This is a genomic window from Burkholderia sp. BCC1972 (assembly GCF_905339605.1).
In the GTDB taxonomy this organism is placed as follows: Bacteria; Pseudomonadota; Gammaproteobacteria; order Burkholderiales; family Burkholderiaceae; genus Burkholderia.
Genome location: NZ_CAJPGH010000010.1, coordinates 72,335 through 84,255 on the forward strand (window position 1 = coordinate 72,335; position 11,921 = coordinate 84,255).

The 11,921-nt window shown below is 66.9% G+C and carries 13 protein-coding genes; 2 read left to right on the plus strand and 11 right to left on the minus strand.

The genetic code is table 11. From position 1 onward, the window contains the following. Positions 1–2: 2 nt before the first annotated feature. From U5798_RS16370 to U5798_RS16390, 5 genes are all read right to left on the minus strand, one after another. Positions 3–1,496 carry a DNA polymerase Y family protein gene (locus U5798_RS16370; RefSeq protein WP_322082662.1) on the minus strand — a complete coding sequence of 498 codons (1,494 nt, stop codon included), beginning with the start codon at positions 1,494–1,496 and terminating at the stop codon, positions 3–5. Then, a complete protein-coding gene (gene imuA / locus U5798_RS16375) occupies positions 1,429–2,136 on the minus strand; it encodes a translesion DNA synthesis-associated protein ImuA (protein ID WP_124452112.1) in 708 nt (235 codons plus the stop codon). The genes U5798_RS16370 and imuA overlap by 68 nt, the downstream gene beginning before the upstream one ends. A gap of 232 nt (positions 2,137–2,368) precedes the next feature. Further along, entirely contained in the window at positions 2,369–3,163 is a 795-nt protein-coding gene (locus tag U5798_RS16380) for an ABC transporter ATP-binding protein (protein WP_124452114.1), read from the minus strand. Between the two features lies 1 nt (position 3,164). Then, entirely contained in the window at positions 3,165–4,061 is an 897-nt protein-coding gene (locus U5798_RS16385; RefSeq protein WP_124452116.1) for an ABC transporter permease, read from the minus strand. Between the two features lie 135 nt (positions 4,062–4,196). Further along, a complete protein-coding gene (locus U5798_RS16390; RefSeq protein ID WP_322082663.1) occupies positions 4,197–5,162 on the minus strand; it encodes an ABC transporter substrate-binding protein in 966 nt (321 codons plus the stop codon). Between the two features lie 333 nt (positions 5,163–5,495). Between U5798_RS16390 and U5798_RS16395 the strand changes: the two genes are divergently transcribed. Further along, a complete protein-coding gene (locus U5798_RS16395; protein ID WP_322082664.1) occupies positions 5,496–5,804 on the plus strand; it encodes a VF_A0006 family four-cysteine protein in 309 nt (102 codons plus the stop codon). Positions 5,805–5,930: 126 nt separating this feature from the next. Here U5798_RS16395 and U5798_RS16400 read toward each other — a convergent pair whose 3' ends face one another. The 4 genes from U5798_RS16400 to U5798_RS16415 all read right to left on the minus strand — a co-directional run bounded on the left by U5798_RS16400 (position 5,931) and on the right by U5798_RS16415 (position 9,738). Then, complete coding sequence (locus U5798_RS16400) at positions 5,931–6,263, minus strand: DUF1493 family protein (RefSeq protein ID WP_124452122.1); 333 nt, start codon at positions 6,261–6,263, stop codon at positions 5,931–5,933. Then, positions 6,257–6,712, minus strand: coding sequence for an STM2901 family protein (locus U5798_RS16405; protein WP_322082665.1), 456 nt, complete (start codon positions 6,710–6,712; stop codon positions 6,257–6,259). Before U5798_RS16405 ends, U5798_RS16400 begins: the two co-directional genes overlap by 7 nt. 394 nt (positions 6,713–7,106) lie before the next feature. Then, complete coding sequence (locus U5798_RS16410) at positions 7,107–7,922, minus strand: MetQ/NlpA family ABC transporter substrate-binding protein (RefSeq protein WP_124452126.1); 816 nt, start codon at positions 7,920–7,922, stop codon at positions 7,107–7,109. A gap of 205 nt (positions 7,923–8,127) precedes the next feature. Then, positions 8,128–9,738 (minus strand): methyl-accepting chemotaxis protein, encoded by a 1,611-nt coding sequence (locus tag U5798_RS16415; protein ID WP_124452128.1) that lies wholly within the window; start codon positions 9,736–9,738, stop codon positions 8,128–8,130. Positions 9,739–9,951: 213 nt separating this feature from the next. Between U5798_RS16415 and U5798_RS16420 the strand changes: the two genes are divergently transcribed. Next, positions 9,952–10,242: a YciI family protein gene (locus tag U5798_RS16420; protein WP_006477740.1), complete on the plus strand. Its 291-nt coding sequence runs from the start codon at positions 9,952–9,954 to the stop codon at positions 10,240–10,242. Between the two features lie 140 nt (positions 10,243–10,382). On the opposite strand, the gene U5798_RS16425 is transcribed toward U5798_RS16420, so the two are convergent. Continuing rightward, positions 10,383–11,000 (minus strand): SCO family protein, encoded by a 618-nt coding sequence (locus U5798_RS16425; RefSeq protein WP_124452130.1) that lies wholly within the window; start codon positions 10,998–11,000, stop codon positions 10,383–10,385. An 18-nt stretch (positions 11,001–11,018) separates the two neighbouring features. After that, the gene (cyoE, locus tag U5798_RS16430; RefSeq protein ID WP_006477738.1) at positions 11,019–11,921 is read right to left on the minus strand and encodes a heme o synthase; all 903 of its coding nucleotides are present in this window, start codon (positions 11,919–11,921) and stop codon (positions 11,019–11,021) included.

Here is an 11,921-nt window from a genome sequence, read left to right on the forward strand (position 1 = left end):
GTTCACCCGAACAAGCCGTGCAGGAACCAGTGCGGTTCGATCCCGCCACTGCTGCTCGGCAGTTCCTGAAAAATCCAGTAGCACGCACCGGCTTCGTCCTGCGCAACGTAGTAATCGCGCGCAGCGAGCTGGCCATCGAACCATCCGGCCTCGATCCGCTCCGCCGACGACATCCTCCTCAGCGGTGTATGGAATACCGGCCGCTCGCCACGCATCAGGAGCAGCAACGGCTCGGCCAGCAACCACGCCGGCCGCGGCGGCACCGCCGGCGGCCCGCCGGCCGGCTTGCCGGCCTGCGCATCGAGCGGCAGCCAGCGGTTCGCGGCCTCGGGCCGGTGATCGGCCACCGGCGCCGCGCGCAATACGTTCTCCGCACCCAGCCGCGCGACCAGCAACTCGAACAGCCGCGCACGCGTCTCGCGCGTGCCGCCCGGCTCGGGGAAAAGATCGTCGGCCGGCGGTGCGACCGATTCGACGCGCGTGGCCTTCAGACGCACCGCGATCACGGCGGCCGGCAATTCGACGCGCGCGAGCCGCTCGCCGAGCAGCCGCATGAAGTGCACCTCGTCGCGCACCGGCGCGGCGAATGCCAGCTCGAGCGGCGTCGGCGGCACGGCCTGGCGGCCGCGCTCGTGTTCGAGATCGAACGTCATCGCGGCCAGCGACAGCTGCCGCGCGGCCAGCCAGCCGCACAGCTGCACGACGAGCCGGCGCGCGGCGAACAGCACGGCTTCCGCGTATTCGACGCGCTCCGGCAATTCGAGCCGCACGTCGAACACGGGCGGCACCGCCATCCATGCCAGCGGCTCGACCGCGTCGCCGTACGCGCGATCGAGCGCGGCCAGCAGCGCGGGGCCGCAACGGCGCTGTAACCCCGCGCGCGGCAGGCCGCGCAGATCGGCGAGCGTGCGGCAGCCGAGGCCGTCGAACCAGCCCGCATACGGACGCGCATCGGGCAGCAGCACGCAGGGCAGCCGGTCGAGCGAACGGACGAGCGAGGCCCGGCCGGCGACGCGGCGCCGGATGCGCGAGCGCGCCGACGTGCGCGCGAGCAGCCACGCACCTTGCCCGGTCGGCGCGGCGGACAGGCGCGCCGCATAGCCGAGCGCCGCGAGCGTCGCGCGCACCTGGCGGCACAGCGACGGCAGGCCGCCGAACAGGCGCAGGCTCGGGCCGACGTCGACGAGCAGCGTGGCTTCGTCGTCGAGCGCGACGCACGGCGAGAAACGCAGCAACGCGAGCGCGACCGCGCGCAACGCGTCGGCCTCGCGTGCGGGATCGCGTTCGACGAGCTGCGTCTCGGGCGCAAGCGTGAGCACGCCGCCGCGCTTCATGCCCGCGCGCACGCCCTGCCGCCGCGCGGCCGCATCGGCGATCAGCACGACACCCTGCTCGAGCACCGCACGGCCCGCGCCGCCGGCCGCTGCGTCAGACGGCGGCGGGGCGCACACGTCGAGCGGCAGGCGCGGCAGATGGATGCCGAGCAAGACGCGCATAGCGGCTCTCCACGATAGGCGACGGCAGGTCGAGCACGAGCGGCTCGCTGCGCGCGGGCCCGCGACGCTTGACGATGTCGAGCGACACGCCGCCCGGCACGGGATACAGCGCGACGCGCAGCACGGCCGGCGACGGCTGCCGCGCGGCCGACAGCGGGCGCAGCATCACGAACAGCGTGTCGCCCGTGCGCGCGGCCGCGAGATGCAGGCGCCGCAGCGCATCGGGTCGCGCGTCCTGCCAGAGCAGCAGCGCGCCGCAACAGCCGGTCCTGAGTGCCTGCTCGGCGGCCCACAGCGCGTCCGCACGGCTGCCGGCGCGCAGCCACAGCAGCGCGTCGGCCGGCACGCCGAGGCTGGCGAGCGCGGTTGCATGCGGCGATTGCGGCGGCGCGACGAGCGCGAGCGGACGCCGGGCGCTGACGGTGCGGGCAAGCGCGGGCGCGAGCAGCCGCATCTCGCCGCAGCCCGGCTGCGCGGCCAGCAATTCGACGAGCCCGCCGACCGGCCAGCCGCCGCCCGGCAGCTCGGCCGACAGCGGCGCGAAGCCGGTCTCGATCGTGCGCGGGCCGCCGCGCGCGAGCTGCGAGCCGCGCCAGAGCGATGGATGAAGGGATTCGGGAGAAATGGAGGATGCGAGCATGACGCCACCCACAACTGTATGGATATACAGTATATGGCAATGCGCCCGCGTCGCACAGCACCGGTGCGAAACCGATTTTCGTCAGAGGAAAAGCGGCGCAAAAGCCGGTGCGGCCATCATGTTACGCCGCATCGGAGCGGGTGCGGCCGGATCGTATCGCCCGGCAGAACCCGCACGCCCACCCGAAGGCAAACCGGCACGATGCAGCACCTCGCACCGCGCCGGCCGCCCGTCAGCCGAGCAGCAGCGCGTCGTCGTCGAGCTGCTCGTGACGCACCTTCTCGAACATCTGCAGCAGGTCCGGCACGTCGAGCCCCTTGCGCGCGTCGCCCGACACGTCGAGCACGACCTGCCCCTGGTGCAGCATCACCGTGCGGTCGCCGTAGTCGAGCGCCTGCCGCATGCTGTGCGTGACCATCATCGTCGTCAGCTTGCTCTCGGCGACGATGCGTGCGGTCAGCTCCAGCACGAACGCGGCCGTCTTCGGGTCGAGCGCGGCCGTGTGCTCGTCGAGCAGCAGGATCCGCGACGGCCGCAGCGACGCCATCAGCAGGCTCACGGCCTGCCGCTGGCCGCCGGACAGCAGCCCGATCCGGTCGGTCAGCCGGTTCTCGAGGCCGAGGTTCAGGAGCCGCAGCTTGTCGCGGAACAGCTCGCGCGACGGCCGGTCGAGCGCTGCGCGGAAACCGCGCCGCACGCCGCGCGCCATCGCGAGCGCCATGTTCTCCTCGATCGTCAGCGCCTCGCAGGTGCCGGCCATCGGATCCTGGAACACGCGCGCGACGAGGTGCGCGCGATCCCACGCGGCCTTGCGCGTCACATCCGTGCCGTCGATCGCGATGCGCCCCGCGTCGACCGGCTGGTCGCCGCTGACCGCATTGAGGAAGGTCGACTTGCCGGCGCCGTTCGAGCCGATCACCGCGACGAACTGGCCGTCGGGAATCTCGAGCGACAGCCCGCGCAGCGCGCGTGTCTCGATCGGCGTGCCGGGATTGAACGTGAGTTTGAGATCTTGTGCGGACAGCATGTCATGCCCCTCCGTTCTTGCGCGCGAACAGCTTCTTGCGCGTCGCCGGCAGCACCAGCGCGATCGTGACGAGCGCGGCCGTCACGAGGTTCAGGTCCTGTGCCTTCAGGCCGATGAATTCGCTGTTCAGCGCGAGCGCGATGAAGAAGCGGTAGACGATCGCGCCGAGCACGACGGCGAGCGTCGTCAGCACGAGCCGGCGCGCGGGCAGCAGCGTCTCGCCGATGATCACGGCGGCCAGCCCGATCACGATCGTGCCGATCCCCATCGAGATGTCCGAGCCGCCCTGCGTCTGCGCGAACAGTGCGCCGGCGAGCGCGACGAGCGCGTTCGACAGCGCCATCCCGGCGAGCGTCGCGCGGCCGGTCGCGATGCCTTGCGCGCGCGCCATCCGCGGGTTCGCGCCGGTCGCGCGCATCGCGAGGCCGAGCTGCGACGAGAAGAACCAGTCGAGGCCGAGCTTCGCGACCACGACGACGATCGCGAGCAGCGCCGGGCGCAGCACGTAGTCCGGCATCCAGTCGGGCTGCAGCACGGTGAACAGCGTCGGCTCGGTGATCAGCGGCACGTTCGGCCGGCCCATGATCCGCAGGTTCACCGAATAGAGCGCGATCATCATCAGGATACTGGCGAGCAGATCCATGATCTTCAGGCGCACGTTCAGCCAGCCGGTGATGAAGCCGGCCACCGCGCCCGCGACGATCGCGATCAGCGTCGACGTGAACGGATCGTAGCCGGCCGAGATCAGCGTCGCGGCGACGGCGCCGCCGAGCGGAAAGCTGCCGTCGACGGTGAGGTCGGGGAAGTTGAGGATGCGGAACGAGATCAGCACCCCGAGGGCGACGAGACTGAAGATCAGGCCGATCTCCAGCGCGCCCAGAAACGAGAACAGAGACATGATGGGGAAATCCTGTTGCTTCCCGGCCGGACGTGTACGGCCGGGCGAAGCGAACGGGCGGCTCCGGGTGGGAGCCGCCCGTCCGGCGATGTCGTCCAGGCCCCGATCGGGCCTGCAAGCGCGGCAGTCGGCCGCTTACTTGATGACCGTCTTCGCTTCCTTCACGAGATCCGGCGCCAGCGTGACGCCCTGCTTCGCGGCCGCGCCCGTGTTCGCGAACAGTTCGAGGTTGCTGCTCGTCTCCGATGCGATCGCGCCCGGCTTCTCGCCCTTCAGGATCCGCGCGACGACCTTGCCCGTCTGGCGGCCGAGGTCGCCGTAGTTGATGCCGAGCGCCGCGATGCCGCCGCGCTTCACGCTGTCGGTGTCGCCCGCGACGAGCGGGATCTTCGCCTCGTTCGCGACCTTCACGAGCGCTTCGTACGCGGACACGACGTTGTTGTCGGTGTTCGTGTAGATCACGTCGACCTTGCCGATCAGGCTCTTCGCGGCCGGGCCGATGTCGACGGTACGCGGCGCGGCCGCTTCCTTCAGCGTCATGCCCTGCTTCGCGAGGATCTCCTTGAGCGCCTTCACGACGACGACCGAGTTCGCCTCGCCCGGGTTGTAGACCATGCCGACCGTCTTCGCATTCGGCACGACGCGCTTGATCAGCGCGACCTGGCGATCGAGCGGCAGCTTGTCGGATACGCCCGTCACGTTGGTGCCCGACGGGCCCCAGCCTTTCACGAGTTGCGCGACGACCGGATCGGTGACGCCCGAATAGACGACCGGCACGCTCTTCGTCGCGGCAACGACCGACTGCGCGGCCGGCGTCGCGATCGCGACGATCACGTCGGGCTTGTCGCCGACGAACTTGCGCGCGATCTGCGCGGCCGTGCCCGTGTTGCCCTGCGCGCTCTGGTATTCCCACTTGAGCTTGTCGTCGCCGTAACCTTCCGCCTTCAGTTCGGCGCGCACGCCGTCGCGGATCGCATCGAGTGCCGGATGGTCGACGATCGACAGCACCTTGACGGTCTGTGCATGCGCGGCGCCTGCCAGCGCGAGTGCGGCGACGCCGGCCGTGATCGAACGGATGGCGAAATTCTTGAAACGCTGCATGGGTGTGTCTCCCCCGTATTGTGTTGGTTCTGGATGATGGATTCCCGCCGCCGTCGGGCGGGCGCCGCCGCACGTACGAGACGCGGCGAGCGGCCCGCGCACGCTCCGGGAAAGCGTGCGGCGGCGAACGCACGAGGATACCATTTCCGCAGACCACCGCCTGACTACCTGCTTTCGCCAGACACGCCGATGCGCAGCCGCGCTGCGCTGCCACGAAATGCCTGGGCAGCCCGGCTGGCGGCGCTCGGCGCCGATCCAGGCGCAACGCGCCAGCCGCGTCGACAGCTTTACGTTATGCTGTCCGCCGACCCGATCCACCCCATCGGAGGGGACATGAAAAGAACGATTCGTGCGATCGCATTCGCAGCCGTCGCGCTGGCGCTGCCCGGTGCGGCATTCGCGCTGACCGACGGCAGTGAGCAATACGACAACTGCATGCTCAATGCGCTGCGCGAGAGCCGCAACGGCGCGGCGGCGCAGCTGATCCAGCGCTCGTGCGACGCGCTGTACCGCAACAACGCGATGCTGCTGCCGCGCGAACGGCGCTTTCACGAGTGCGTCGTGCAGTCGCTGCCGGGCGTGCGCGACAACTACGCGATCCAGCAGATCATGTCGATCTGCTCGCGGCGCGGGGAGATGTGAACGGGCGGCGGACGCCGCGCCGTCGCCCCGCCTTCACGCGCACCGATATGAAAAAAGGGGCTGCGCGATGCTTGCATCAACGCCGCACGGCGCCCCCCTCAGGCCGCAGGCAAACCCGGTGAGCAGTCAGTCGTAGAGCCAGCGTCCCGCTTTTGCCGATGCGATCAGCATTCGAATATTCAGATCCGGTACACGATGGATCACTTTTTTCTTAAATGGATTGATCAAGTCAAGAAACGAAGAATCGTCCTCCGGATAATACTTTTTTATATCGAATCCACTTATATCAACATTGAATTTCATCGAATACTCCCGCATCAGATCCTCGACCTCACAATCGTCAAAATCCAAGTCCAGATCCAAATCGGTACTTTCCGTTATCTCATCAGCCATGAACGATATAGAGAATCCGGACTTTTTCCTTATAAATTCAATCACCTCCTTCTCAAGATCTACCATAGCCCATCCTCCTCCGTTGCAACTCTATTGTAGTGAGCCACCGTCTTGCCAGCAATAATGGAAATATCCCTTGCAAGAATTACCCAACCCAGCACGGGGATCGTTCTTCCTGCAAAGGTTCCGATGTTTCTGACCAACCTGATTTTCAAATTTCTCACCGGGCCGCCCACCAGTGTTGGCAATTTCAAACCAAACGGGAATTGAGCCTTTTGAAAAACTCTTCTAGAGTATTTGCTTGCAAGCGAAGTTCCCTGTATCGCGCCGATCGGCTTTGTCCTGGTCGGCAAATTATTTCTACCAAGCAAGATCATGCCAACCGACACGGCATCATCGACGCCCAACTGATTCATCGTTTCGTCGACCATGATCCAGAAGAACAGTTCTCCCGCAGTCAAATTGACCATCCCATAATAATGGTAAGCCCCATTCAATTTCCCGACAGCATCCATTCAGCGTCCTCGTTCATAATTTTTAAAACTGCTTTTTAGTCTAACGAAGACATACGGTTACCGTGCCGACAAACCCGGCCGATCGATTGGCTGATCGCACCGCAACGATGGCGGAATTTCACGCGAAAAGAATCGTTATTCGGCTCGGCGTGAACAACGACGGGACGCGGCGGGATGCCGGAGAGAGAATGTGCATACCGATTCCGAATTGGAGCGGCCGTGCACACTCGCCATATGAACGTGACGAACCGTTATCAAACGGCTTTTATCCATGAGCGCCAATGCCATTGCGGCGTGTAATCTTCAAGCTGCTCCTGAATCTCGAAAGCACCCCGATCGCACATAAAAAAAGGCCTGCATATATGCAGGCCTTCGTTCGGTCGCCCGATCGCGTTCAGAACGACGCGACCATCGAGCCCTTGAACTGCTTCTTGATGAATTCCTTCACTTCCGGCGACTGGTACGCCTTGACCAGCTTCTTCACCCACGGCTGATCCTTGTCCTTCGCGCGCACGGCGATCAGGTTCGCATACGGGCTCGTCAGCGCTTCGAGCGCGATCGCGTCCTTGGTCGGCTGCAGGTTCGCGGCCAGCGCGTAGTTCGTGTTGATCACGGCGGCGTCGACGTCCGACAGCACGCGCGGCAGCTGCGCGGCGTCAAGTTCGGAGATCTTCAGCTTCTTCGGGTTCTCGGCGATGTCGAGCACCGTCGCGTTGTTGCCGCCCGTGCCGGCGCCGGCCTTCAGCTTGATCACGCCTTGCGTCTGCAGCAGCAGCAGCGCGCGGTTCTCGTTCGACGGATCGTTCGGCACCGCGATCTTCGCGCCTTGCGGCAGGTCCTTCAACGCCTTGAACTTCTTCGAGTACACGCCGATCGGCGAGATGTAGGTCAGGCCCGCGCTGACGATCTTGTAGCCGCGCTGCTTCACCTGGCTGTCGAGGTAGGGCTGGTGCTGGAAGCTGTTCGCGTCGAGGTCGCCCGAGTCGAGCGCCGCATTCGGCTGCACGTAGTCGTTGAACTCGATGACCTTCACGTTCAGGCCTTCCTTCTCCTTCGCGACCTTCTGCACGAGCTGCCACACTTCCGAATCCGGGCCCGCGACCGTGCCGACCTTGATCACCTTGTCTTCGGCGTGCGCGCCTGCCGACAGCGTCAGCGCGGCGCCGGTGGCCAGCACGGAAAATACCTTCAGGAGACTGCGACGCTTCATCTGTTTCTCGCTTTCTTGCTTGACTGAAATGGGGCGCGATACGGGTAAGCCCCGACTCGCAGGAAGGGGCAAATGGTGTCACAGGATCAGCGGGAAGTGAAATACATCCCGCTCATATGGGTATGCACCGCAGCGGTGCTGCCGGTCGCTGCACGACTCGTCCGTTAGTTGCGTTTCTGGCGTGCCGCGCCTCGGCCGGCCCGCGTCACATCGCTACCGCCTCGTCGGCCGCCTGCCCGCCGGTCCGACGCAGCGCCAGCCCGCCGGTGTCGCGGACCCGGAACGCGCCGACCGCGTCGCGCAGCCGCGCGGCCTGTTCCTGCAGCGACGCGGCGGCCGCGGCGGCCTCCTCGACGAGCGCCGCGTTCTGCTGCGTCACCTGGTCCATCTGCGTGACCGCGCGCCCGACCTGCGTGATGCCGCTCGCCTGCTCCTCGGACGCGGCCGCGATCTCGCCCATGATGTCGGTCACGCGCGCGACGGCCTGCAGGATCTCGCCCATCGTCGTGCCGGCCTGGCCGACCAGCGTCGAGCCGTTGCGCACGCGCTCGACCGAGTCGACGATCAGCTCGCGGATCTCCTTGGCGGCCGTCGCACTGCGCTGCGCGAGCGAACGCACTTCGCCCGCGACCACCGCGAACCCGCGGCCCTGCTCGCCCGCGCGCGCGGCCTCGACCGCCGCGTTCAGCGCCAGGATGTTGGTCTGGAATGCGATGCCCTCGATCACGCCGATGATGTCGGCGATCTTGCGCGAACTGTCGTCGATCTCGCCCATCGTGCCGATCACGCGGTTCACGACGTCGCTGCCGGTGCGCGCGATGTCCGATGCGTTGTTCGCGAGCCCGCTCGCCTGCCGTGCGTTGTCGGCGTTCTGCTTCACGGTCGCGGTCAGCTGCTCCATGCTCGCGGCCGTTTCTTCCAGCGACGCGGCCTGCTCCTCGGTACGCTGCGACAGGTCGTCGTTGCCGGCCGAGATCTGGCGGCTCGCCGACGCGATCGATTCGGCCGACTGGCGGATCCCGCCGATCGTCGCCTGCAGCCGCGCCTGCATGTCGTGCATCGCGGCCATCATGCTCGTGCGGTCGCCCGCGCGCACCGGCACCGGCTGCGTCAGGTCGCCCTGCGCGATGCGCGCCGCGAGCGCGGCCGCTTCGTCGGGTTCGCCGCCGAGGCTGCCGCGGACGTTGCGGATGATCACCAGCATCGCCGCGCTGATCACGAAGCCGATCACGAACACCACCGCGAGGTGGCCCAGAAGCGTCCGGTAATAGAGGGTGTCGATGTCCTTCAGGAACACGCCGCTCGAGATGTTCCAGTCCCACGGCGCGAACCGCGTGACATAGCTGATCTTCGGCACGGCCGTCTCGCTGTGCGGCAGCCGCCCGCGGTATTCGGCGAAACCGCTGCCGGTCGCCTTCGCGGCGTTCAGGATCGTCACGAACAGCGGCTTGCCGTCCGGATCGAGATAGTCGCCGACCTGCGTGTCGACGAGCTTCGGCAGCGTCGGGTGCATCAGCACGACCGGCTTCGAGTCCATCACGAATACGTAGCCCGAATCGCCGTAGCGCATCGCGGCGAGACGAGCGAGCGCATCGCGCTTCGCGTCGGCCTCGGGCAGCGTGCCGCTCTGCGCGAGCGCGTGATACGCCTTCACGATGCCGGCCGCGGAATCGACGAGATTCGCGATGCCTGCCTTGCGTTCGGCGAGCATCGTCGCGCGCGTCTCGTACGCGCTCCATGCGCCGACGCCCAGGAGACCGATCCATACCAGCGCAAGCGCGAGCCACAGCTTGCGGTTCAAACTCATTTTGCTCATCTGCGTGCCTCTGTCGATGTCGATGCGCGCGAACGGCCTGTCCCGCGCAAACGGTTGCTCATTTATTTACGGCAACGAGGCTTACAACTTGAATACACGCCCGCATGGCGAACCGGCGCACGACGGGCCGCGCCGGCGCGACAGCCGCGATCCGCTGTGCTACAAAGACCGGCTGACCGGCGCGCCACGCGCCGGCGTCATCCAGGGCCATCCATGTACGTCATCGACATCCACTACACCGCGTCGCTCGAGCGCATCGACGACGCGCTCGAACGCCACCGCGCGTATCTGCAGCCGCAGTTCGACAAGGGCATCTTCATCGCGGCGGGGCCGAAGGTGCCGCGCGAAGGCGGCGTGATCCTCGCGGCCCGCATCGATCGCGACGAACTCGACGCGATCCTCGAGACCGACCCGTTCGTCACCGAAGGGCTCGCGACGTATCGCGTGACCGAATTCCGGATCACGCGCGCCGCGTCCGGCTTCAACGTGCCGGCGCTGCCGTAACGCGACACCGGCGCATCACGCGCGCAGGCAAACGCGCCGCCCGGCGGGCAGCGCGTGCAGACAACGGGAAAGGAGGGAAAGCGTGACGGCGCGGGTTGGCCGTCACGTGATCGCCGGGCCGTGCGCCCGGCGGCTGCCGGTCAGCCGACCAGCAGCTTCAGGTCGTGGACCCACGGGGCGGGACCCTGGCCGTCGCGCACGAACAGGCGCAGCTTGCCGTCGCGGTCGAACACATAGCTCGCGGCCGTGTGATCCATCGTGTAGCTGTCGGGCGTCTTGCCGGGCACCTTCGCGTAGTACACGCGGAAATCCTTCGTGACCTTCTTCAGCGCCGCTTCGTCGGCCGGCCGCAGGCCGACGAATGACGGGTCGAACGCGGGCACGTACTGGCCGAGCAGCGCCGGCGTGTCGCGCTCCGGATCGATGGTGACGAACAGCACCTGCACGCGCTTCGCGGCATCGGGCCCGAGCTGCTTCAGCGCTTCGGACAACTCGGCCATCGTCGTCGGGCACACGTCCGGGCAGTGCGTATAGCCGAAGAACATCACGACGGCCTTACCCTTGAAATCGGCGAGCGTACGCACCTTGCCGGCCGTATCGGGCAGCGAGAAATCGCTGCCGAACTGCGTGTTGCCGGTGATGTCGAGATTCTGGAATTTCGGCGCGTTGTCGCATCCGGCGAGCAGCAGCGCTGCCGTGAATGCGCACGCGAGCATCCAGCCTTGGCGCGCGCGGCGCCCGAACCGTGAATGGAGCATTGCGTTCAAACCGTGCGGTTACACGCCGAGCAGCGGGCGTGCGTAGTGATCGACGAGCAGCGCGGCGAACAGCAGCGACAGGTAGACGATCGAGTAGCGGAAGGCCTTGCGGGCAAGTTCGTCCGAATAGTCGCGGTGGATCTTCCACGCATACGCGAGGAACACCGCGCCGAGCAGCACCGCGCTCGTCAGGTAGACGGCCCCGCTCATCCCGGAGATGAATGGCATCAGCGTGACGGCGAACAGGATCACCGTGTACAGCAGGATGTGCAGCCGCGTGAATTTCTCGCCGTGCGTGACGGGCAGCATCGGCAGCCCCGCGTTCTCGTAATCCTTGCGGCGATAGAGCGCGAGCACCCAGAAATGCGGCGGCGTCCACACGAAGATGATCAGCACGAGGATCCACGCGTCGCCCGGCACCGCGCCGGTGACGGCGGCCCAGCCGAGCGCCGGCGGCATCGCGCCCGACGCGCCGCCGATCACGATGTTCTGCGGCGTCATCGGCTTGAGCAGCAGCGTGTAGATCACCGCGTAGCCGACGAACGTCGCGATCGTCAGCCACATCGTCAGCGGGTTCGTGAACGTATAGAGCGTCCAAGCGCCGACGCTGCCGAGCACGGCCGAGAACAGCAGGATCTGCGGCGTCGTGATCTCGCCGCGCGCGGACGGGCGCCACGCGGTACGGCGCATCATCGCGTCGATCTTCTGTTCGACGAGGCAGTTGATCGCGAACGCGGCGCCGGCCAGCAGCCAGATGCCGACCGTGCCGCCGATCAGCACATGCCAAGGCACCATGCCCGGCGTCGCGAGGAACATGCCGATCACCGCGCAGAACACCGCGAGCTGCGTGACACGCGGCTTCGTCAGCGCCATGTACTGGGAAAAGCGGCTACCGGGCGATTGGGAGAGGGTGCTTTGCAT

What these genes read in the sequence shown, in the direction of transcription:
- cyoE (WP_006477738.1), bottom strand. Translation starts at nt 11,921, where the DNA reads ATGCAAAGCACCCTCTCCCAATCGCCCGGTAGCCGCTTTTCCCAGTAC.
- imuA (WP_124452112.1), bottom strand. Translation starts at nt 2,136, where the DNA reads ATGCTCGCATCCTCCATTTCTCCCGAATCCCTTCATCCATCGCTCTGG.
- U5798_RS16410 (WP_124452126.1), bottom strand. Translation starts at nt 7,922, where the DNA reads ATGAAGCGTCGCAGTCTCCTGAAGGTATTTTCCGTGCTGGCCACCGGC.
- U5798_RS16395 (WP_322082664.1), top strand. Translation starts at nt 5,496, where the DNA reads ATGAAAAGAACGATTCGTGCGATCGCATTCGCAGCCGTCGCGCTGGCG.
- U5798_RS16420 (WP_006477740.1), top strand. Translation starts at nt 9,952, where the DNA reads ATGTACGTCATCGACATCCACTACACCGCGTCGCTCGAGCGCATCGAC.
- U5798_RS16400 (WP_124452122.1), bottom strand. Translation starts at nt 6,263, where the DNA reads ATGGTAGATCTTGAGAAGGAGGTGATTGAATTTATAAGGAAAAAGTCC.
- U5798_RS16385 (WP_124452116.1), bottom strand. Translation starts at nt 4,061, where the DNA reads ATGTCTCTGTTCTCGTTTCTGGGCGCGCTGGAGATCGGCCTGATCTTC.
- U5798_RS16390 (WP_322082663.1), bottom strand. Translation starts at nt 5,162, where the DNA reads ATGCAGCGTTTCAAGAATTTCGCCATCCGTTCGATCACGGCCGGCGTC.
- U5798_RS16370 (WP_322082662.1), bottom strand. Translation starts at nt 1,496, where the DNA reads ATGCGCGTCTTGCTCGGCATCCATCTGCCGCGCCTGCCGCTCGACGTG.
- U5798_RS16415 (WP_124452128.1), bottom strand. Translation starts at nt 9,738, where the DNA reads ATGAGCAAAATGAGTTTGAACCGCAAGCTGTGGCTCGCGCTTGCGCTG.
- U5798_RS16380 (WP_124452114.1), bottom strand. Translation starts at nt 3,163, where the DNA reads ATGCTGTCCGCACAAGATCTCAAACTCACGTTCAATCCCGGCACGCCG.
- U5798_RS16425 (WP_124452130.1), bottom strand. Translation starts at nt 11,000, where the DNA reads ATGCTCCATTCACGGTTCGGGCGCCGCGCGCGCCAAGGCTGGATGCTC.
- U5798_RS16405 (WP_322082665.1), bottom strand. Translation starts at nt 6,712, where the DNA reads ATGGATGCTGTCGGGAAATTGAATGGGGCTTACCATTATTATGGGATG.